The organism is Variovorax sp. 350MFTsu5.1 (assembly GCF_048302515.1).
Taxonomy (GTDB): domain Bacteria; phylum Pseudomonadota; class Gammaproteobacteria; order Burkholderiales; family Burkholderiaceae_C; genus Variovorax; species Variovorax guangxiensis.
In genome coordinates, this window is the sequence record NZ_CP157620.1 from 4694719 (window position 1) to 4715863 (window position 21145).

The window sequence follows — 21145 nt, forward strand, 5'->3', positions numbered from 1 at the left end:
ACGCTCATGCCCCCTGCTCGTCGGCCATGCGGGCGTCCGTCGCCGCCTGCGCGGCGCCTGCCAGCGCGGCGCGGTCGAACATCGCGCCCATCGCCACCACGATCTTGCGCGGCCCTTCGTACGGGTCGCGCGCATGGGCCGCGAGCATGTTGTCGAGCATGACGATGTCGCCCTGCTGCCAGTCGAAGCGCACCGCGCATTCCTCGTAGACGCGGCCGACCACGGCCATGGTCTCGTCGGCGATGGGCGAGCCGTCGCCATAGGTCACGTTGCGCGGCAGGCGGTCGATGCCGCCCATGGCCAGCAGGTCCTCGCGCACCTGCGCCTCGAGGCAGGCCACGTGGTGCAGCTGGATCTGGTTGAAGAACACCTTCTCGCCCGTGAGCGGATGGCGGATCACCGCCGGGCAGCGGGTGCGCGTCTGCAGCGTGTCGCTGTCGAGCCAGCGCCAGGCGATGCCGGCGTCGGCGAGGCGGGCTTCCACGTCCTCGCGGCGCTCGGTCTTGTAGAAGTCCTGCCAGCTCACGTCCAGGCCCGGCGTGAAGGTGCGCACGTACAGCAGCTCCTTGCGCTCGAACTCGGCCACCATGTCGGCCGGCAGGCGGCGCAGCATCTCGCGGCAGTCGACGATGGGCGTGGCCCCGCCCACCGGCGAGGGCAGCTCGCAGAAGAACCACTGCTTGCGCGGCCAGCGGTCGAGGTGCGAGCTCTCGTTGTGGTACAGGATCATCTGCCGCTCGGGGTACGGCGTGGAGCGGTAGGTCTTCTTGCCGCCCTCCTTCTTGGGCAGGTCGCCGTAGCTGCCGTACAGCTCGGGCTCGATGGCCTCGGCGAAGGCCTCGAAGTCCTGCGGCGTCTTCAGGCCGAAGTTGCGGAACAGGATGCCGCCGTGCCTGGCCACCAGCATCTCGATGTAGTCGGCCTGGCTCTTCGCCCAGGCCACGGTGTCGAGGTCGGTGGTGGTGGCCTGCAGCACGATGGGGAACTCGGCGCCCGGCTTGAGGAAGGAGGTCTGGACCACGGGGCGCGCGGCGGCGCGAGGGGCCTCGGTGCCGGGCGCGGCCCTGGCGAGTTTCCCAAGCTTGCCGAGCTTGTCCATCTTGTTGCTGCTGCCGGCTGCGGGTCGGGTGGTGGTGTTCATGTCGATTCGCTCCTGCGAAGGGGTGGTGGCCGGCGCATCGATGGCCAGGCCCGGTGTTGCGACGATCCGCTCCAGCAGCGCGTGCCACGAAGCGGCGTACTTCTCGACGGTTTCCCGCCGGTACAGGTCTGTGGCGTACACCCACTCGACGGTGAGCGCGCCGGCCTGCTGCCTGGCGAACACCGCCAGGTCGAACTTGGATTCGTTCATCTGCTGGGGCAGCACCTCGACCTCGGCGCCTTCGATGGCGAACCGGATCTCCGGTGTGTTCTGCAGGACGAAGAGCACCTGCACCAACGGATTGCGGTCGCGCGCGCGGCGTGCGCCCGCGAGTTCCACGATCTGGTCGAAGGGCACGTCCTGGTGGTCCATGGCGGCGAGCGTCTGTCGCTTCGTCCGCGCGAGCCATTGACTGAAATCCGCCGGCCGGCCTTCCATTCGCGAACGCACCGGCACCACGTTGACGAAGAAGCCCAGCAGCTGCTCCAGGTCCGGATGACCGCGTCCCGCCACGTCGGTGCCGATGACGACGTCGTCGGCGCCCGAGGCCTGGTGGAAGAACAGGAAGAAGGAGGACAGCAGCAGCGTGAAGAGCGAGGCGTCGGACTCGCGCGCGAGGCTGCCCAGCGCCTGCGACAGGGCCGGCGAAAGCTCCAGCACCACCGAGCTGCCGGCGTGCGACGCTGTGGCCGGGCGCCGGTGGTCGGGCTTCAGGCTCGAGACCTGGGGCGCGTCGCGCAGGTAGTCGCGCCAGAACCCGGCCTTGGCACCGAAGGCTGGCGAGGCCAGCGCGCGCTCGTACCACGCGGCGTAGTCCACGTACTGCACCGGCAGCGGCGCGAGCGCCAGCGGCTGGCGACGCAGCGCGCGCTCGTAGAACTCGCCGAGCTCGCGTGCGAACACCGCGATCGACCAGCCGTCGAACACGATGTGGTGCACCACGAGGATCAGCACATGCTCGCGCTCGCCGAGGCGCGCGACGGTGGCCTTGATCAGCGGGCCCTCGGCCAGCACGAAGGGCATGCGCACGAGTTCATCGAAGAGTTCGGCGTAGCGGCGTTCGCGCTCGGCCTTGTCGGCGCCGGGAACGTCGATGACCGGAATGTCCAGGCACACGCGGTCGCGGATCACCGCCACGGGCTCGCCCTCGCCGTCCTCGGCGAACACGGTGCGCAGCACTTCGTGGCGCGCGACGATGGCGTCGATGGCAGCACGCAGCGCGCCGACGTCCAGCTCGCCGTGCAGGGCCAGGCCGGCCGACATGTTGTAGGCCGCGCGGCCCGAGACGTTGGCGGCATCGGTGAGGCGGTCGACCAGCCACAGCCGGCGCTGCATCGGCGACAGCGGCAGCGCGCCGTCGCGCGGCACGGTCGGAATCTCTCTCGAGGCGGCGCTGCCCGGGTTCGCCGCGACATCCTGCGCAGGCATGTGCGCCATCAGCCCCGCGATGGTCGGCGCCTTGAAGAACTCGCTGGGGTGCAGCTCGACGGCGTAGGCCTTGCGGATGCGCGACAGCAGCTGGATGGCCACCAGCGAATCGCCGCCGAGCTCGAACAGGTTGTCGTCCATGCCGATGGGCGCGATGCCCAGCCGCTCGGTCCAAAGCGCGGCCAGCGCGTTCGCGAGCTCGCCTTCAGGTGCGACGAAAGGCGTCTGCAGCGCGGGGCGCGGATGGCTTGCGCCGCCCGCCGTGGGCTGGGCGCCTTCGGCATCGAGCAGGTCGAGCATGCCGTTGTCCAGCGGGCCGAGGCGCTCGGCGAGGTCGGTGGTCGAGATCACGGTCTGCGGCCGCAGCGGGCCGTTGACGATGCGCTCGAAGGTGCGCGCGCCCTCGGGGCCGTCCATGCCGATGCCCTCGGGCACCACCATGTTCTGGGCCATGCCGAGGCCGCGCCAGGCGTCCCAGTTGACCGAGAAGACCGGATAGCCGCCGCTGCGCGCATGCGCGACGGCCACGGCGTCGAGATACGCGTTGGCCGCGGCGTAGTCGCTCATGCCCAGGCCGCCGGCCACGCTGGAGATGGAGGAGCAGAACTGCACGAAGTCCAGCGGCTGGCCGCGCACCGCGTCCAGCAGCACGCGGGTGCCTCGCACCTTGGTGGAGAACACGGTGTCGACCTGCGCGCGCGTGCGCTGGGCCATGATGCCGCCGCCCGCGTCGCCCGCCGCGTGGACGATGCCGTGCAGCGCGCCGAAGCGCGCGTTCGCAAGCGCGAGCGCGGCCTGCACCTGTGCCGGGTCGGACACGTCGGCCGACAGGGTCAGCACCTGCGCGCCCAGCGATTCGAGTTCGAGCAGCTGGCGCAAGCGCGCTCTCTGCGCCTCGTTCTGGTTTGCGTCGCCGGCCAGCGTGCTCCACGCCGCGCGTTCGGGCATGGCCGTGCGGCCGAGCAGCACCAGCCTGGCCTGCCAGTGCTGCGCCAGATGCTTCGCGATGGCGAGGCCGACGCCGCCCAGGCCGCCGGTGACGAGGTACACGCCCTCCCGGCGCAGGCGCAGCCGTGCGGCGGCCGGCAGCGGCGCGGGTTCGTAAGTCCTGGCCCAGCGATGCGCGCCGCGATACGCCAGCAGCGGCTCGCCGGCCTCGTCGCGCAGTGCGGCAGCTTCGGCGGCGACCTGTTCGACGAGCAGGTTCTCGGCCTCGCTTTCGGGCGCGGGCAGCATCACGTCGATCACGCGGCAGCGGATGCGCGGGCATTCCTGGCCGATCACCTTGGCCATGGCCGGCAGCGTGGCCTTCTCGGGGCACAGCGCCTCGGCGCCGGTGATGTCCTCGATCTGGTTGGCCACGATGGCGATGGGCAGCATGGCGGCGCTGGCCGCGGTGGTGCGCGTGTCCAGCGCCTGCACCAGTGCCAGCAGGCTGAAGAAGCCGCGCTCCAGCAGCTCGGCCTGAGGGCCGGCGGCAGGCACCTCGTCGAGGCACCAGAGATGGTGGATGGCGGTGACGGCGCCGAAGTCGGCTTCGACCTCGCGCAGCAGCCGCGCGTGGTCGGCCTGCTCGCCGGGGCGCAGCGCCCATTCGTCGCGGCCGTTGCGCGCGAAGGACCCGCCGCGCTGCGCGATGGCCACGGCATGGCCCTGCGAGCGCAGGTGCCGCGCGAGATGGCCGGTGAAGCCGCGGCCGTCGCCGTACAGCAGCACGCAGCCCGCGGCGGGCTCGCTCGCCGGTGCCGGCATCGGCGCCTCGATGCGCTTCCATGCCGGCACGTAGAACGCGTCCAGCGGCTTCCTGCCCGGCGATTTCGCCGATGCGCCATCGGGTGCGTCGACCCAGTAGCGGCGGCGCTGGAACGGGTAGGCCGGCAGCGGCACGCGGCGGCGCGGCTGGCCCGCGTGGCAGGCGGCCCAGTCGATGTCCACGCCCGCGAGCCAGAGGCCGGCGAGCGCCTGCGCGATCTGCTGCGCGTTGCGCGCCCGCTGCTGCGGATGCGCCTGGCTGGCGAGCACGGCGGCCGCCGACGCGGCCCTCGGGTGCTGGCGCGCGAGGCCCGCGAGCGTTTCGCCGGGGCCCACTTCGAGCACCACGCGCCCAGGCACGTCGAGCAGCGTGCGCAGGCCATCCACGAACTGCACCGTGCCGCGCAGGTGCTGCGCCCAGTAGCCCGGGCTCATGGCCTGTTCGGCCGTGACGAGCCGGCCGGTGACGTTGGAGACGAAGGGGATCTTCGGCGCCTGCCGCGGCACCGAGGCGATGAGCCGCTCGAGTTCGCCGAGCAGCGGCTGCGTCATCGCCGAATGCGAGGCGATGGACACATGCAGGCGGCGCGGCAGGTGGCCCTGCGCGCGCAGCTTCTCCTCGGTCGCCTCGATGGCACCGATGGGGCCTGAGAGCACGCTCAGCTGCTCGCCGTTGGCGGCGGCGAGGTCGCAGCCGTCCTGCAGGAAAGGCGCGAGCTCGGCCTGCGAGAGCGGCACCGCCGTCATCGCGCCGGGCTGCATCGACTGCAGCAGCCGGCCGCGCAGGGCCGCCACGCGCAGCGCGTCTTCGAGCCTGAACACGCCCGCCAAGCAGGCGGCCACGTATTCGCCGAGGCTGTGGCCCATCATCACCGCGGGACGCACGCCACGGCGCATCCACCAATGCGCCATTGCATATTCGATGACGAACAAGGCGGGCTGCGCCAGGGCGATGCTGAAGAGGCGCGCATCGGCGTCGGCCTCCGCGCCCGGCGCGGGGAACAGCAGCTCGCGCAGGTCGAAGCCCAGTTCGGGGCGCAGCAGCTCGCAGCAGCGGTCGACGTCATCGCGGAAGGCGGTGTCGCCGCGGTACAGCTCCAGGCCCATGTTGGCATGCTGGGTGCCGCCGCCGGGAAACAGGAACGCCACTTCGGACGGCTCTTCGGGCGCCGGCGCCGAGGCGGTGACGACGCCCTCGCCCGAGGCCAGCATGCGCGCGGCCGCCGATGCCTCGTTTGCCACCACGGCGCTGCGATGCGCGAAGGCGCGGCGGCCCGACTGCAGCGTGTGCGCGATGTCGGTCAGCGCGAGCTCCGGATGCGCCTCGATGTGCGCGCCCAGCCTTTGCGCGGCCTGCCGCGTGGCGGCAGCGCTCATGGCCGACAGCGGCAGCACCTGCCAGCCGCTCTCCTTGACCTGCTCGGCGATGGCGGGAGCTTCTTCGAGCACCACGTGCACGTTGGTGCCGCCGATGCCGAAGGAGCTGACGCCAGCCCGGCGCGGCGCATCGCCCTTCGGCCAGGGCCTGGCCTCGGTGTTCACGTAGAACGGGCTGTTCGCGAAGTCGATCTGCGGGTTGGGCTGCTCGAAATGCAGGCTGGGCGGCAGCGTCCTGTGGCGCAGCGCCATCGCCGCCTTGATGAGGCCGGCCACGCCGGCCGCGGCGTCGAGGTGGCCGATGTTGGTCTTCACCGAGCCGATGGCGCAGCTGCCCTTTTCGGTTGCGCCGCCGCTGGCGAAGGCCTGCGTGAGCGCGGCCATCTCGATCGGATCGCCGAGCGTGGTGCCGGTGCCGTGCGCCTCGACGTAGCCGACGGTGGCGGCGGGAACGTCGGCCACCATCTGCGCCGCGCGGATCGCGCTGGCCTGCCCCTGCACGCTGGGCGCGGTGAAGCCGATCTTGTCGGAGCCGTCGTTGTTGGAGGCGCTGCCCTTGATGACCGCGTGAATGGTGTCGCCGTCGCGCAGCGCCTCGGCCAGCCGCTTGAGCACCACGATGCCCGCGCCGCTGCCGATGACGGTGCCCGCGGCCTTCGCGTCGAAGGCGCGGCAGTGGCCGTCGGGCGAGAGGATGGCGCCGCTCTGGTAGCGGTAGCCGCCTTCCTGCAGCAGGTTGAGCCACACGCCGCCGGCCAGCGCCATGTCGCAGTCGTGGCTCAGCAGCGCCTGGCAGGCCATGTGCACCGCCACCAGCGAGGTGGAGCATTCGGTCTGCACGCTGACGGCCGGGCCGCGCAGGTCGAGCTTGTAGGCCACGCGCGTGCACAGCGAGCCGGCGGAGTTGCCGCTCATCAGGCCCAGCATGTCGGCGATGCCGGTGCCGGCGTCCACGCCGAAGGCGGGCAGCAGGTGCCGCATGAGGTAGAGGTTGGGGCCGTCGCCCGCGTAGACGCCGACCGAGGCGCCGCCCTTGCCCGCCCCCGCCTGCCAGCCGGCGCTTTCCAGCGCCTCCCAGGCGCATTCGAGGAAGATGCGCTGCTGCGGATCGAGGTGCTCGGCCTCGCGCGGCGAATAGCCGAAGAAGCCCGCGTCGAACTGGTCGAAGCCCTCGAACAGCACACCGGCCTTCACGTAGTCGGGGTCGGCCAGGGTGCGCTCGGGCACGCCGCGCGCGCGTAGCTGCTCGTCGCTGAAGACGGTGACCGACTCCACGCCGTCGCGGATGTTGCGCCAGAAGGCGTCGACGTCCGGCGCGCCCGGGAAGCGGCCGGCCATGCCGACGATGGCGATCTCGATGCCCGTGTATTCGGGCGCAGGTGTCTGGTCTTGCATCAGAGGCTTCTTTCGGTGGGTCGGCGGCGCTGCAGCAGGGCCGCGCGCTGGCGCTGGGCGCGTGCCTGCTCGTCGTCGGCGAGCTCGCCGCCGGACGCGGCTGGCGCGGCGCCGCGCTGTCCCTGTTCGATGCGCCGCGCGAGCGCGCCGACGGTCGGGTACTTGAAGAGATCGACCACGGTGAGGCCCGGCTTGAGCCTGTCTTCCATCAGCCGGTGCATGCGGATCACGAGCAGCGAGTTGCCGCCGAGGTCGAAGAAGTTGTCGTTCATGCCGACCTTCGCGACCTTGAGCAGCTCGGCCCAGATCGCAGCCAGCGTCTCTGCCACGTCGCCCTGCGGCGCCTCGTAGGCATGGCCGCCCTGCCCCCCGGCAGCCACGGGCGCGGGCAGCGCACGGCGGTCGATCTTGCCGCCCGCGGTGAGCGGAAAGCTCTCGAGCGCCACGATGGCCGCGGGCACCATGTAGTCGGGCAGCGCGCGCGCCAGCCGCTCCCTGAGCGCGGCGGTGTCGATCTGCGCGGCGGGCGCGGGCGAGACGTAGGCGGCGAGCGAAGGGCCTGCCGCGGCCTCGTGCACGAGCACCAGCGCCTCGCGCACCGCCGGGTGCTCGCGCAGACGGGCCTCGATCTCGCCGAGCTCGATGCGGAAGCCGCGGAGCTTCACCTGGTGGTCGAGCCGGCCGAGGTATTCGAGCTGGCCGTCGTCGCGCCAGCGCACGAGGTCGCCGGTGCGATAGAGCCTGCCGCCCGCGTCGCCGAGCGGGTCGGCGACGAAGCGCTCGGCCGTGAGCGCCGCGCGGCCGAGATAGCCGCGCGCCAGCCCCTCGCCGCCGAGGTACAGCTCGCCGGCGACGCCCTGCGGCACCGGCTGCATGTCGGCGTCGAGCACATGGGCCGTGCGGTTGCCCACGGGGCGGCCGATGGGCGCGTAGCCCTGCACGTCGTCGCGCGCCGAACCGTTCCACGCTGTGGGCGTGATGACGGCCTCCGTCGGGCCGTAGGCATTGACGATCCGTTCGGGCCGCAGCACGCGGCGGATCAGCGCCAGGTCTTCGCCGGTCCAGGCCTCGCCGCCGAAGAGCGCGAGGCGCACGGCATGCGCGAACGGCGGCTGGCCCTGCATCAGCTGGCGGACATAGGCCGGCGGCAGGTCGACCACGCTCACGCAGTGGCGCTGCAGCAGCGCGTCGAGTTCGCCCGCGAGCGAGCACCACTGCGACTGCACCACGAGGGCCGCGCCCGTCGCGAGCGGCAGCAGGCACTGCTCGATGGCCGCATCGACGTGCGGCAGCGCGAACAACAGCGAGCGGTCTTCGGCGCGCATGCCGCAGGTGCGTGCCATCGCCTGGATGTGCATGGCCAGCGCACCATGCGGCACGGCCACGCCCTTGGGCCGGCCGGTAGTGCCCGAGGTGTAGATGAGGTAGGCGAGCTGGCCGTCGTGCAGGCCGATTTCGGGGCCGGAGGAGGCTTCGCCGCGCAGTTGCTCTTCGTCGAACAGCACGGTGGCGATGCCTCGCTGCACTTCCGCATCCGCAGTGCTGGCCAGCAGCAGCCCGGCGCCGCTGTCTTCCAGCAACTGCGCAATTCGCTGCGTGGGATGCGTGGGGTCCAGCGGCAGGTAGGTGGCGCCGGCCTTGAGTACGCCAAGCAGGCCCACGACGCGGTCTGCGGCCGATTCGATGGCCACCGCGACGACAGTGCCGGGAACTGCGCCCTGGCGGATCAGCCTGTGGGCGACGCGGTTGGCGCGTTCGTTCAGGGCCGCGTAGCTCCACTGGGCGTCGCCGTCGATCAGCGCGACGGCGGCAGGGGTCGCGCGTGCATGCACCTCGAACAGGCGGTGCACGGGCAGTGGCTTCGGCGATTGCCGCTCGCCCGTCGCCCAGTCGCGCAGCTGGCGCTGCTGTGCCTCGTCGAGCCATTGCACGTCGCCAAGGGCCTGGGCGGAATCCGACGCCAGCGCCTCCAGCAGCGCGCGGTAGTGCGCAGCGATGCGCTCGATGCTGGCGGGCTCGAACAGCTCGGCCGCGTAGGTGAACACGGCGCCGGTGCTTCCGTCGGCGCGCTCGCGGATGTCGAGCACGAGTTCGAACTGCGCGGCGCCCTCCTCCATGCGGCGCTCGCGGGCTTCCAGCCCGGGCAGCGCGCGCAGCGTGTCCGCGTCCTCGCGCAGGTGGTTGAGCATCACCTGGAACAGCGGGCTGTGGCTCAGGCTGCGCTGCGGCTGCAGGGCTTCGACCAGCTGCTCGAAAGGCAGGTCCTGGTGGGCCTGTGCGCCGAGCGCGGCTTCTCGGACCTGCGCCAGCAGCTGCGCGAGACTCATGCGGCCGCTCACCGAGGCGCGCAGCACCTGAGTGTTGACGAAGAAGCCGATCAGCCCCGCTGTCTCGCTGCGGTGGCGGTTGGCCACCGGCACGCCGACGCGCACCTCCTGCTGGCCGGTGTAGCGGTGCAGCAGCGCCTGGAAGCCGGCCAACAGCGCCATGAAGAAAGTCGCGCCCTGCGCCTGCGCCGCGGCGCGCAGCCGCTCGACGATGGTGGCGTCGAATTCGAAGGCATGGCTCGCGGCGCGGTAGCTCGCCACCGCCTGGCGCGGATGGTCGGTGGGCAGGGCCAGCACGGGATGCTCGTCGCCGAGCTGAGCACGCCAGTAGGCAAGCTGGCGTGCGGCCTCGCCTGCGGCGAGCCAGTCGCGCTGCCAGAGGGCGTAGTCGGCGTACTGGATCGGCATCGGCTCGAACCGAGGGGCCTCGCCCTTCGCGCGGGCCGCATAGCCTGCGCCGAGTTCGCCGACCAGCACCTGCATGGATGCGCCGTCGGACACGATGTGGTGCGCGACGACGGCGAGCAGATGGCGCGCGTCGTCGATGCGGATCAGCGCGGCGCGCAGCAGCGGGCCTTCGCCGAGGTCGAAGGGCTCGGCGTGGACGCGGCTCGCGCGCCCGATCGCCGCAGCTTCGCGCTCGTGTGCCGGCAGATCGCGCAGGTCGACGTGCCGCAGCGAGAACTGCGACACAGGCTGAAGCCACTGGCTCACGCTTGCGTCCGCCGCCGCGCGGAACACGGTGCGCAGGCTTTCGTGGCGGGCCACGATGTCGTCGAACGCAGCACCGAGCGCTTCGGCATGCAGCGGGCCCGACAGATCCAGCGCCACGCCGACGTGGTACGCGGTGCTCTTCGGATCGAGCTGCCACAGGAACCACTGGCGCTCCTGCGCGTGCGAGAGCGCGAGCGGGCCGGCGCGGCGCTCCCCCGGCAGCACGGGGATCGCGCTGCGCGGGCTGCGCCGGCCGCTCGCGAGCACCCGGCGCACTTCGGCCGAGAGTTCGCCCAGCCGGGGCTGTTCGAAAAGCATGCGCGCGGGGAAGTCGATTTCCCAGCGGTCGGCGATGCGGGCCGCGACCTGCGTGGCGGCGAGCGAATTACCGCCGCGGATGAAGAAGTGATCGCCGCGCGCGAGCGCGGGCTGCTGCGCGCCGCGGCGCAGCACTTCGTTCCAGATGGAGGCGACGGCCTGCTCCAGTTCGTCGAGCGCCGGCTGCGCCACAGGCGCATTCGCCGTCGCCGCCGGGCCACCGAGCACGAATTCGCCATGCGCGTACATCGCGTATGCGTCGGCCGTGCGGTCGATCCAGCCTTGCCGGCAGGCGCCGCGCTGCAGCTTGCCGCTGGTGGTCTTGGGCATGCCGCCGGGGTTGAGCAGCATCACCACGGACAGCGGCTCGCCGAACTGCTCGCTCACGGCCGCGCTCAGCGTTTCGACCAGCGCCTCGGGTCTGACCAGCTTCTGCGTGCTGCGCGAGACCTCGGCCGCGAGGCCGATGCCCTCGCCGCTCGGCCCATCGACTGCGAAGGCGGCCACGCGGCCCTTGCGCACGATGTCGATCTCGGATTCGATCATCCGCTCGATGTCCTGCGGGTACAGGTTGTGGCCGCGCACGATGATCATGTCCTTGATGCGCCCGGCCACGTAGAGCTCGCCCTCGTGCACGAAGCCGAGGTCGCCGGTGCGCAGCCAGGTGGCGCCGTCGTGCTCGACGAAGGTGTTGCGCGACACATCCGGCTTGTTCCAGTAGCCGCTGCCGATGCTGGGCCCCGTGGCCCAGATCTCGCCGATGCCACTCGCGTCGCGCACGGCCAGCGAAACCGGGTCGACGATGCGCACGGCATGGCCGGAGACGGCCATGCCGCAGCCGACGAGCGTGGTGCTTTCTTCGGATTCGGCTTGGCTTTCGACAACGCCGCGCGCGAGGCTGCGGCTCGAGAAGCCCTGGGCGACCATGCCCGCGCCGCGCCGGCCCCCGGCAACGAAGAGAGTCGATTCGGCGAGGCCGTAACACGGATACACCGCACCGGCGGCGAAGCCCGCTGGCGCGAACTGCGTCCTGAATTGGCGCAGCGTGTCGGCGCGCACCGGCTCGGCGCCGGAGAAGGCAAGAGTCCAGCTCGACAGGTCGAGCTTGCGCAGTTGCGCTTCCGAAACTCTTTCGAGGCACAGGCGGTAGGCGAAGTCGGGCCCGCCGCTGATGGTCGCGCGGTGGCGCGAGATGGCTTCGAGCCAGCGCACGGGCCGCTCGAGGAAATAGCGCGGCGACATCAGCACGACGGGAATGCCGCGATGCAGCGGCTGCAGCAGGCCGCCGATCAGGCCCATGTCGTGGTTCAGCGGCAGCCAGCTCGCAAAGGTGTCGTCCAGCCCGACGGAAAGGCCCTCCTCGATCGCGCGCATGTTCGCCATGAGGTTGGCGTGCGTGACCATGACGCCCTTGGGCGCGGAGGTCGAGCCGGAGGTGTATTGCAGGAAGGCAATGTCGGAAGCGGCCGGCGCGTGCGGCGCCCAGCGGTCGGCATCCTCGGTGCCGATCTCGTCGACGGCGATCAGCGGCACGTCGGCAAAGGCTTCGGCCACGCTGGCGATGGACGCCCGGATGGCGGCATGCGTCAGCACGCAACAGGCGCCGGCATCGGCCGCGATGCCCTCCAGCTTGCCGAGATGCCGCTTGCGCGTCGATTCGGGCGGGAACACGGGCACGGCGATGAGGCCGGCGTAGAGGCAGGCGAAGAAGCTGACGACGTAGTCATCGCTGTTGTCGAGCATGATCAGCGCGCGCTCGCAAAGGCCATAGGACTGCTGCAGCCGCGCCGCGAGGCCGCGCACGCGCTCGTCGAGCCGGCTGTAGCTGATGGGGGTGTCGAGGGGGGCGCCGTCGCGGTCGGTGACGGCGATCAGCGCGGTGTCGCCGGGCCGCCGCGCAGCCAGATCGCGCAGGTGGCTCACGAAGTCCACGGGGTGCATCGGGTTCACATCGGTTCCTTGAATTGCCGGGCCCGCGCGGCGGCGCAGCCCGGCGGCAGCAGGTCAGGCAAGGGCACGGGCACGAGGCGCATGGACTTCCGCTCCCGCCGCCAGCCCGGCCAGGCGCTGCACCAGCGCCTCGAGCACGCGGGCCTCCTGCTGCCGGATGAAGAAATGGCCGCCGTCGAACCAGTCGAGCGTGAAGCCGGCGCGGGAGGTCTCGGCGGACCAGGCCTCCATGCGCCAGGGCTCGATGTCGTCCTGCCGGCCGGAGAAGGCGTGCAGGGAAAGAGGCAGCGGCGCATTGCCAGCATGCGCGAAGCTCTCGCACACGCGGTAGTCGGCGGCCAGGGTGTCGAGCGTCATGCGCAGCAGCTCGGGGCTGTCGAAGAGCTCCTCCGGTGTGCCGCCCTGCTTGCGCAGGTCGCCGACGAGGGCCGCGTCGTCATTCATGTCGACGAAGCGGTCGGGGTCGCGCTGCGAAGGCGCGGCGCTGCCGGACACGAGCAGCGCGCGCGGCAAGGGCCGGCCATCGGCACGAAGGCGCTGCGCGACGCCCCACGCCAGCAGGGCGCCCATGCTGTGGCCGAAGAGCGCGAAGTTGCCGCGCAGCGCGGCATCGTGCTCGGCGCACAGGAGCGAGACTAGCGATTCGAAGTCTTCGACGAAGTCCTCGCCCAGGCGGCTGCCGCGGCCGGGCAGCTCCATCGGCACGACTTCGATCCAGTGCGGCAGCAGCCGCCGCCAGCGCAGGTACATGGTGGCGCTGGCGCCTGCGCATGGCAGGCACAACAGGGAAAGGGGCGCCTGCATTCGCTCTTCTTCGGATGGCTTCAGGCTGCGGCGGGAGCGCTCTTGCTGCCTTCCTGCTGCGCCATCCAGTCGCGCAGCGACCTGGGGCGCATGTCGGTCCAGGTTTTCTCTACGTACTCGAGCACGGTCTTCTTGTCGCCCTGGACGCCTTCGACGGCCTTCCAGCCGCCGGGCACGGCCTTCCATTGCGGCCAGATCGAGTATTGCTCTTCGTGGTTGACGAGAACGATGAAGGTCTCGTCCTCACGGTCGAAGCAGCTGGTAGACATGTGCGGTCCTCTTGGGGTAGTTGAGATCGGCGGCGAGGCGAAGGCGCCTGCCCTTGCGATACATGACGGGGACGGAGGCCGCGTGTTTAGGGTCGGGAGACACTCGTTGCGCAGGCGCGCGCGGCTGCGGCCGCGAGGGCTCGCGGCGCGGAAAGGGAAGGAAGAAGGAGAAAGGAAAGAAGGCCGCGGCTAGCGCGCGGCGGAGTCGCCCGGAGCGTCGTCGGGCGGGGGAACGTCGTTGGCAGGCGGAACGAGGCCCACGAGCAGCCAGAGGCGGGCCGCCTCTTCGTATGCCTTGCGGTGAAGAGGATCGGCGGCGAGCCATTGCGCGAGCTCCCTGCCCGCCGCCTCGCCGAGGCCGCCGCGCTCATGCTGGCGGCGCACCCAGGTCCATGCGATCTGCCAGACCGGGTCGTGGTCCTTGTCCTGCTTTGTCATCGGCGACATCGTATCGCCGACGGGAAGGCGGAAAAATCAGCCGCCCTGGACGAGGTAACGGCAGCTTTCGAGGGCGGCGTCGGCGTCCTTGATCATGAAGTTCACCAGCGTGGCGGAGCAGCCGAGACGCACGCCGATCTCCCGTTGCGTCATGCCGCTGAGGCGGTTGAGCTCGAAGGCCAGGCGGGTGCGCGCGGGCAGCGCTTCTAGCACGCGGTCGATCGCGGCCAGCGCCTGGCGGCCGTCGAGTACGCGGTCGGGCGCGTCGTTGCTGGGCGGGCTGACCAGTTCGACGTCTTCGCAGTAGGTGCGATAGGTGGCCTCGACGGAGTTGTGGCGGTGGTAGTCGAAAGCCACGTTGCGCACCACCTGGCAGCAGTAGCCGAGGGGCTTGCGCACGTCGCGCACGCAGGCGCCGTCGGCGAGCTTGAGGTAGGCGTCCTGCAGCACTTCGTCGGCGAGATCCGCGGTACGGACGATTTTTTGCGCAACGCGCTGGAGCTGGGCACGGTTTGCGATGAAGACCTCTCCCAGCGTGGGCTCGGCTGGCTGAAGCGACATGTCCATGGGTACTCCTGAAGTATTCAATTCGAGATAATGCAAATAAGAACTATTACTATCTTTAGACAAGAAAAGGCCCGCTTTCGCAGTTGCTCCTCCCTTTATCTCTTACCCATTAAGACGTTTGAACGGCCGAAACCGAGACAGCCTTCAACGCTCGCCGGAGGGCCCGGCGGGGCCACCTAAAATGCCGCCCCTAGCCCGATTCCGCACCCATGAACATCGTCGTCAACGAAGAACTCAAAGCCTATATCGATCCCATGACGCCGGAGGAACACGAGGCGCTGGAACGGAGCATCCTGGCCGAGGGCTGCCGCGATGCATTGGTGCTGTGGGGCGATGTGCTGGTGGACGGCCACAACCGCTACGGCATCTGCCAGAAGCACGGCCTGCCCTTCAAGACGGTGCAGAACCCGCGCTTCAAGACCATCGAGGACGTGCACCTCTGGATGATCGACCAGCACCTGGGCCGGCGCAGCATCTCCGACTACCTGCGCGGCGTGCTCGCGCTGAGAAAGAAGGACATCGTCGACCAGCAGCGCAGCCGCCTGGCCACGGCGACCGAGCCGGCCTCCTCCGCCCTTGCCCCTGCCTCTTCCTCGGACGATCCCCCGTTCGATGCCGATCCGCCCGCCGATGCCACGGGTGAAGAAGCCGCCGCGGCAGTTCCCCTCCCCCCGCCCGCTCCGCTCAACAGCCGCGAAGCCATCGCCAGAGCAGCCCGCCTGAGCAGCAGCCAGGTCGGCATGATCGAGAAGATCCAGAAGCAGGCCGCGCCGGAACTGGTGGCCGCTGTCAAGTCGGGCGTGATTTCGATCAACACCGCGGCCGCCGTGGCCACGCTGCCGGCCGAAGAACAGGTCTCGGCCGCGAACGCGGGCAAGGATGAACTCAAGCAGGCTGCAAAACGCGTGCGCGAGTCGAAGAAGAAGCCACGTGCGGAAACGGCCGAGCAATCTTCGGACGACGACGCGAGCCCGGATACGGTGCAGGCGCTGCAACAGCGCGTGGCCGAACTCACGGCCGAGAACGAATCACTGCGCAGGCAGGTTGCCGAGCTGCAGGCCCAACTGGATCACTGAGAGCCTGCAGCCGGCTGGATGAGGAAGGCAGTTCCTACGGCTGGATCTCGCTGATCTTCGCGCCCGACAGCGAAACGCCCGCTTCCAGCCCCACGTTGGTCATCACGAAACCCACCACGGGCTGGCGCAGCGTGTTGGTGTCGATGCTGCCGTTGGCGCCGATGGTCGCGAGCGCCACCGTGGCGTCGGCGCCGGCCGTCCAACCCTTGCTGCTGCGGAACTTGTCGAGCGCGGCCTGGGTGTTGAACAGGTAGATCACTGCCTTCGACTGCGCGCCGGCCTGGAAGCCCACCGACCCGGCGGTGGTGCTGTAGTAGGACTGCGTGCGCCCGTTCACGCGCAGGGCGCCCCGGCCGTACTCGGCGCCCACGCCCATGCTGGCGCCCACCACGGCGGGAAACACCAGCACGCCGCTGGACTTGACGACCAGATCGCGCGAGCCCTTCACCGAATCGTAGAGCTTGGACAGCGAAGCATCGACCTGCGCATCGATGGAGGCGCGCGAAGACGCGCTGCTGGCCTGGTCCTGCGGCCGCGTGGTCGTGCACCCGACGAAGGCCAGGCTGCACGCCGCCACGAGGGACGAAAGCGCCAGCGTCCGGAAGTTCATGGCTTTTTTCATGACGGAATCCTTCCTTTGAAAAGAACATGGATCGGCAATGAGATCTCCGCCCGTGGGCGGATTCGCCCATGCTAAGACCGTCAAAACCGGGCAAATCGAGTTGAAGGCATCGGCCTACGCGAGGTCACGGCATCGATGAACCTTCGCGGCGCACCCGCGGCCGGCGCGCAATGTTCGTGCAATGGTGATTCGTAGCATCGCGGCTGTGGTGCGGATGGCTGCGCACGGCCCTCCGCGATCTGACATCCGAACCGACATCGCGCCCCATGACATTCGACCTCGCAGCAAGAAGGCTGCTGCGCCAATCGCGCGCCGGCAGCGTCCGCCGACCTGAACTGCCGGACGCGCTGCGCGGCTTCGTGCTGTTCCTCATGCCGATGCTCGGCCTGCTCGGAGCGTCGGCACTCGAATTCGCCGTGTCGTCGGCTGCGCTGCTTTCGCTGCTCTTGGGCATGAGCTTCGCGATGCGGGCGGATCGGCCTGGCAAGAAGCCGGCGGCCTTGCGCGTGCTCGCGCGGCGCATGCTGCTGGAGTCCGTCGCCTATCGACGGCTGTGGGTTCGGCTGCTGAAGTCGGCCGCGGTCACCGGCATCATCGCGGCCCTGCTGCTGCAGCGACTCGCACCGCTGGCAGCAGCCCTCTTCATCTGCTGCATGGCGGCCTTCGTTCTGCTGTTCCAGCAGGCGCGCTGGCGGCAATGGCTGCGCAAGCTCGCGCCCATGGGCTGCGCCGCACTGACGAACTGGCTGCTGCAAGTGCTGGCCGCAACGGTACTGTTCCATGCGCTGGAGCCGCGTTTCGGGCTCCTGCTGGGGGTTGCCATGCCCTTCGCCGCACTGCCGGCGCTGCAGGCGGTGCTCAGCTGCCGATGGCTGGCCCGCACTCGCAGAGTTCCGGTCGTGCCGGTTTGGCACGGCCTGGTATCTGAAGGACAGGCCGGCTGAGCGCGGCCTGTCCTCGCATTCACCACCCGCCTGTCAAGGCACGACCGTGATGCGGTCGGTCGCCGGCGGCGTCAGCGGACTGTTGGCCTTGATGTAGGCCTCCAGGGCATCCACGTCCTGGTCGCCGCCCAGCGTGTCCGTCCCCTGGTTGAAGACGGTGAAGTTGTCGCCGCCGGTGGCCAGGAAGCTGTTCATGGTCACGCGGTAGCTGGTGCCATCGGTCATCGCGGTGCCGTTGAGCGACATGTTGCTGATGCGCGATCCGGCAGGCTGCGACAGGTTGTAGGTGTAGCTGAAGCCGTTGGAGGGCAGCAGCACCTTGGGCGCGCTCGTGGTGTTGGAACCGCTGTTGAACTGCTGCTCGAGCACCGCCTTGATCTGCGCGCCGGTCATGGTCTTCACCACCAGGCTGTTGCCGAAGGGCTGCACGGCGAAGATCTGGCCGTAGGTCACGCTGCCGTCGCCGGCGGGCGCGAGGTCGGCACGCACGCCGCCCGGGTTCATGAAGGCGATCTGCGCGGCGCCCTTGCCGGCGGGGGTGGTCGCGGCGAGTTGCGCATCGGCGATCAGGTTGCCCAGCACGCTTTCCTTCGACGCGGTCTGCGTGCGCGTGGCAGTGGCGGTCAGCGAGCCCACCACGCGCTGCACCAGCGGCCCGGCGATCGCGAGGTACTGGCTGATGAGCGCAGCCACTTCCTGGTTCTTGCCGAAGACGGGGTACTGGTCGGTCAGCGCGACAGTGGTCGAGCCGCTGGTGTAGGCCTCGCCCTGCACGATCACGTTGTCGGCGCTCTTGGCCGTCACCTTGCGGGTCTTGGTGTCGATGGTGAGGTTGATGTCGGTCAGCAGCGTGCCGTACTGGCCGGCGCTGGTCAGCAGGAAGGGCTTGGCGGGGTTGGACTTGGCGTAGTCGCAGATGTAGGAGCGGTGCGTGTGTCCCGAGATCACCACGTCGACCGACGCGTCCAGCTTGTTGAGGATCGGCAGGATGTCGCCGCTCAGGCCGGCGCAGCTCTTGTCGTTGTAGCCCACGGTGGTGGTGCCGCCTTCGTGGATGACGACGACGATGGCATCGGCGCCCTGCGACTTCAGCTGGGGAATCAGCGCGTTGGCCGTATCGGCTTCGTCCTTGAAGCTCAGGCCGGCAACACCGGCGGGCGTCACGATGTTCGGCGTGCCCTTCAGCGTCATGCCGATGAAGGCCACCTTCACCGTGGCGCCGTCCTTCGTGAAGCTCTTCATGCCGGTGGCGGGAAACAGCGTGTTGCCGTCGGTCTTCACCGTGTTGGCCGCGAGAAAGCCGAAGTTGGCGCCCGGGAAGCTCTTGTTCACGCGGCAGGGCTCGAGCGCGGTGTTCTTCGCGCAGCCGCCGTTCTTCATGCGCAGCAGCTCAGTCTGGCCCTTGTCGAACTCGTGGTTGCCGACCGCGTTGAAGTCGATCTTCATCGCGTTGACGGCTTCGATGGTCGATTCGTCGAGGAAGAGTGCCGAGACCAGCGGCGACGCGCCGATCATGTCGCCGGCCGACACCACGGCGTTGTTCGGATTCTTTGCCTTCAGCGATGTGATGGCGGAAGCCATGTAGGCCGCGCCGCCGGCGGGCACCGCCACCGTGCCGCCCGCCTTCGCCGGCGCGTTGATCGACAGCTTCGGCGGCTCGAGGTTGCCGTGCAGGTCGTTGAAGGCGATGAGCTTGACGTCGATGGTGCCCGGCGCGGCGGGCGCCGGAGCCGGTGCAGGCGGATTGCTCGCCGTGGGAGGCGGCACGAAGGGAATGAAATTGTTCGAGTTGCCGCTGCCGCCGCAGGCGGTCAGGGTGGCCACCACCACGCCGGCAAGGGCGAAGTGCTTCAACGATGCATGCATGGAAACCTCTCTCCTTGTTTGGTAACGCAGCGGATGCTGGCCACCGCGCATGACGAGGCCGTGAAGGCCCTGCCGTGGCGTGAGGAGATCGGCAGCCGTTTCAGGGCAACTGGACGATGCGGATCGCAACGCCGGGGCCGAAGGCGGCCTGCAGGAGCGCCTTCGCCTCCATGCTGCGCTGGTCGGTCGGCGACTGCACGGCGAGCCAGCCTTCGGTGGGGCGCCGCTGCAGGTGCCAGCCTTCCTGTCCGAGCTGGATGAGCCGGGCCAGCGCCGCAGCGTCCGCCACCGGCGGCGCGGCGGGCGTGATGTCGAGCCAGTCGGTGACCTGTTCGCTCTCGCCGCCCAGGCGGGCTGCGGCGCCTTGCGCAAGCACTTGCTGCGTAGCTGCGTCTTGCACCGTGCCCTGAAGCACGATGCCGCCGCCGTGCCAGCGGATCTCGAGCGACGAAGCCGACTCGGCCGCACTGGCTTGCGGTTCACCGGCGGCCCCAACGCGCCAAGCGATACCCATTGCCAGGATGGCAAGGCCGGCGATCGCTGCAAGAAGAATGCTGGTGCGCTTCGTCATTCGAGGCGCGAGGGTGCCACGCCGCGCATGACGCAGGTGTGACGATCGGCTGCAGTCGACGGACAGCCATTCGGCCTACACGGTTAAGCGCATGCCGGCGCATCCGCGGATCACCGGATTCCGATACGCTTGAGTTCCGTCCCCCGCATTCCCCAACACCCCGAGGAACGAACATGGCAGCCAATGCGAAAGTCACAGGAAATGTCGAATACCGGGCCGGCGATGGCCCCCTGATCCTCATTCCCCAAGGCCCCATCGAAATCCAGTTGGCGCCCGACAGCGCCGTGCTGAGCTGGGGCGATGCCGGCAGCATGCAGACGACGGCGATACCGATCGCCGAGTACCAGCGCTACCTGAACGAGGGCGTGATCCAGCCCGACTGAAATGTGCCGGCGGCAGCCAAGCCGACCGACCAATAAAAAACGGCCCCGAGGGGCCGTTTCTTATGGAGCATCCTCGACACACGGCCGGGATACCTGCGTCACCGCTTCTTTCTTACTTCTTCTTGGCAGCCACGGCCTTCTTGGCGGGAGCGGCGGCCTTCTTCGCTGCGGGCTTGGCAGCCACAGCCTTGCTGTCGGCCTTGCGCTTTGCAGCCTTGGGGTCCACGGCGGCCTTGAAGGCTGCGCCCGGCACGAACTTCGGCACCTTCTGTGCGGCGATCTTGATCTTGGTGCCGGCGCTGGGGTTGAAGCCCGAGCGTGCGGCGCGCGCCACTTGCTTGAAAGTACCGAAGCCGACGATCTGGACGGGGTCGTCCTTCTTCACGGCGGCGACGATCGAGCTGGTGATGGTCTCGAGGACGCGCGCGGCTTCTGCCTTGCTGAGGTTATGGGCGGCGGCGATTTTTTCGACGAGTTCGATGCGGTTCAACTGAGTTCCTAATAAGTTTGATTTCGCCATGTTGCCTATGGCGGCGCAGCACGAATCACGCTGCAAGCGGGCGGGAGTTTATTCGACTGCGAGGGGCCAGATGTAACGCGGTCGCTTCCAGCTGTCGTTGATTCGCCTCATTCGGCACCCGTGAGGGGGTTGATGGTGCGTGCGGGCACACGCAGCGGGGATTTGCACGCGCGATAAAGCGAACTCGTCAGGATGAGCAAGACTTGGTTCCGCAACCAGATTCGTCGAGGAAATTTGATGGCGTCGCATCTGCGGAACCCAATGCCCCTCTTGCGCAAGGTCATCGGTGGCAAGGTTATGTTCGCTGCGAAGCTATGCATTGAGCACGCGTGTGCCTCGCTGCTCTCCCACGGTATCTGCGTCGTTGGCCGATGCGAAGGTTTGCATCTTCGGATCGCACTGAAGGCATTCCATAGTTTTGTTCGACGGGCCGATCCTCCCTGCGGCGCGTACTCCCTCTACGTCACGGACCCGAGCACGTGACATGTCGCGCGGTGCTCCAACAGAACACACTCGACTCAGTTGAATGAAGAGAGAAAAGAGAGGGGAGAGAGAACGCCAGAAAGTGAAAAGCCCCTGCAGCTTTCGACTGCAAGGGCTTCTGACTGGCGGAGTGGACGGGACTCGAACCCGCGACCCCCGGCGTGACAGGCCGGTATTCTAACCAACTGAACTACCACTCC

General features: G+C 69.3%; 13 protein-coding genes and 1 tRNA gene. 3 read left to right on the forward strand and 11 right to left on the reverse strand.

Annotated features, from left to right (window positions below; translation table 11 throughout):
• Window positions 1-4: 4 nt before the first annotated feature.
• The 6 genes from ABL843_RS21380 to ABL843_RS21405 all read right to left on the reverse strand — a co-directional run bounded on the left by ABL843_RS21380 (window position 5) and on the right by ABL843_RS21405 (window position 14480).
• The gene (locus ABL843_RS21380) at window positions 5-7093 is read right to left on the reverse strand and encodes an SDR family NAD(P)-dependent oxidoreductase (RefSeq protein ID WP_418117208.1); all 7089 of its coding nucleotides are present in this window, start codon (window positions 7091-7093) and stop codon (window positions 5-7) included.
• Window positions 7093-12393, reverse strand: a complete 5301-nt coding sequence (locus tag ABL843_RS21385; protein WP_418120502.1) for an amino acid adenylation domain-containing protein — start codon at window positions 12391-12393, stop codon at window positions 7093-7095. The genes ABL843_RS21380 and ABL843_RS21385 overlap by 1 nt, the downstream gene beginning before the upstream one ends.
• A gap of 63 nt (window positions 12394-12456) precedes the next feature.
• Window positions 12457-13206: a thioesterase II family protein gene (locus ABL843_RS21390; RefSeq protein ID WP_418117209.1), complete on the reverse strand. Its 750-nt coding sequence runs from the start codon at window positions 13204-13206 to the stop codon at window positions 12457-12459.
• A 20-nt stretch (window positions 13207-13226) separates the two neighbouring features.
• Window positions 13227-13475, reverse strand: a complete 249-nt coding sequence (locus ABL843_RS21395; protein WP_418117210.1) for an MbtH family protein — start codon at window positions 13473-13475, stop codon at window positions 13227-13229.
• A gap of 189 nt (window positions 13476-13664) precedes the next feature.
• The gene (locus ABL843_RS21400) at window positions 13665-13913 is read right to left on the reverse strand and encodes a FecR/PupR family sigma factor regulator (RefSeq protein ID WP_418117211.1); all 249 of its coding nucleotides are present in this window, start codon (window positions 13911-13913) and stop codon (window positions 13665-13667) included.
• 36 nt (window positions 13914-13949) lie between these two features.
• On the reverse strand, window positions 13950-14480 hold the full coding sequence (locus ABL843_RS21405) for a sigma-70 family RNA polymerase sigma factor (RefSeq protein ID WP_126025288.1): 531 nt from the start codon (window positions 14478-14480) through the stop codon (window positions 13950-13952).
• A gap of 209 nt (window positions 14481-14689) precedes the next feature.
• Here ABL843_RS21405 and ABL843_RS21410 point away from each other — a divergent pair, with 209 nt between their 5' ends.
• Window positions 14690-15556 carry a plasmid replication/partition related protein gene (locus ABL843_RS21410; protein ID WP_369661471.1) on the forward strand — a complete coding sequence of 289 codons (867 nt, stop codon included), beginning with the start codon at window positions 14690-14692 and terminating at the stop codon, window positions 15554-15556.
• 34 nt (window positions 15557-15590) lie between these two features.
• Here the strand turns inward: ABL843_RS21410 and ABL843_RS21415 are convergent, their stop codons facing one another.
• Window positions 15591-16178 (reverse strand): YSC84-related protein, encoded by a 588-nt coding sequence (locus tag ABL843_RS21415; protein WP_418117212.1) that lies wholly within the window; start codon window positions 16176-16178, stop codon window positions 15591-15593.
• Window positions 16179-16444: 266 nt separating this feature from the next.
• Here ABL843_RS21415 and ABL843_RS21420 point away from each other — a divergent pair, with 266 nt between their 5' ends.
• Window positions 16445-17122 carry a DUF418 domain-containing protein gene (locus ABL843_RS21420; protein WP_418117213.1) on the forward strand — a complete coding sequence of 226 codons (678 nt, stop codon included), beginning with the start codon at window positions 16445-16447 and terminating at the stop codon, window positions 17120-17122.
• Window positions 17123-17155: 33 nt separating this feature from the next.
• Here ABL843_RS21420 and ABL843_RS21425 read toward each other — a convergent pair whose 3' ends face one another.
• Window positions 17156-18988, reverse strand: coding sequence for a bifunctional metallophosphatase/5'-nucleotidase (locus tag ABL843_RS21425; protein ID WP_418117214.1), 1833 nt, complete (start codon window positions 18986-18988; stop codon window positions 17156-17158).
• 100 nt (window positions 18989-19088) lie between these two features.
• Window positions 19089-19559 carry a hypothetical protein gene (locus tag ABL843_RS21430; protein ID WP_418117215.1) on the reverse strand — a complete coding sequence of 157 codons (471 nt, stop codon included), beginning with the start codon at window positions 19557-19559 and terminating at the stop codon, window positions 19089-19091.
• Window positions 19560-19732: 173 nt separating this feature from the next.
• On the opposite strand from ABL843_RS21430, the gene ABL843_RS21435 reads away from it, so the two are divergent.
• Entirely contained in the window at window positions 19733-19942 is a 210-nt protein-coding gene (locus ABL843_RS21435; protein ID WP_126025282.1) for a hypothetical protein, read from the forward strand.
• A gap of 112 nt (window positions 19943-20054) precedes the next feature.
• On the opposite strand, the gene ABL843_RS21440 is transcribed toward ABL843_RS21435, so the two are convergent.
• Entirely contained in the window at window positions 20055-20432 is a 378-nt protein-coding gene (locus ABL843_RS21440) for an HU family DNA-binding protein (protein ID WP_126025297.1), read from the reverse strand.
• 636 nt (window positions 20433-21068) lie between these two features.
• Window positions 21069-21145: transfer RNA gene (locus ABL843_RS21445), tRNA-Asp, on the reverse strand.

Bases quoted from the DNA above. Each gene is read 5' to 3' on its own strand.
- ABL843_RS21395 (WP_418117210.1), bottom strand. From the start codon at position 13,475: ATGTCTACCAGCTGCTTCGACCGTGAGGACGAGACCTTCATCGTTCTC.
- ABL843_RS21390 (WP_418117209.1), bottom strand. From the start codon at position 13,206: ATGCAGGCGCCCCTTTCCCTGTTGTGCCTGCCATGCGCAGGCGCCAGC.
- ABL843_RS21385 (WP_418120502.1), bottom strand. From the start codon at position 12,393: ATGCACCCCGTGGACTTCGTGAGCCACCTGCGCGATCTGGCTGCGCGG.
- ABL843_RS21380 (WP_418117208.1), bottom strand. From the start codon at position 7,093: ATGCAAGACCAGACACCTGCGCCCGAATACACGGGCATCGAGATCGCC.
- ABL843_RS21425 (WP_418117214.1), bottom strand. From the start codon at position 18,988: ATGCATGCATCGTTGAAGCACTTCGCCCTTGCCGGCGTGGTGGTGGCC.
- ABL843_RS21420 (WP_418117213.1), top strand. From the start codon at position 16,445: ATGACATTCGACCTCGCAGCAAGAAGGCTGCTGCGCCAATCGCGCGCC.
- ABL843_RS21430 (WP_418117215.1), bottom strand. From the start codon at position 19,559: ATGACGAAGCGCACCAGCATTCTTCTTGCAGCGATCGCCGGCCTTGCC.
- ABL843_RS21435 (WP_126025282.1), top strand. From the start codon at position 19,733: ATGGCAGCCAATGCGAAAGTCACAGGAAATGTCGAATACCGGGCCGGC.
- ABL843_RS21410 (WP_369661471.1), top strand. From the start codon at position 14,690: ATGAACATCGTCGTCAACGAAGAACTCAAAGCCTATATCGATCCCATG.
- ABL843_RS21400 (WP_418117211.1), bottom strand. From the start codon at position 13,913: ATGACAAAGCAGGACAAGGACCACGACCCGGTCTGGCAGATCGCATGG.
- ABL843_RS21405 (WP_126025288.1), bottom strand. From the start codon at position 14,480: ATGGACATGTCGCTTCAGCCAGCCGAGCCCACGCTGGGAGAGGTCTTC.
- ABL843_RS21415 (WP_418117212.1), bottom strand. From the start codon at position 16,178: ATGAAAAAAGCCATGAACTTCCGGACGCTGGCGCTTTCGTCCCTCGTG.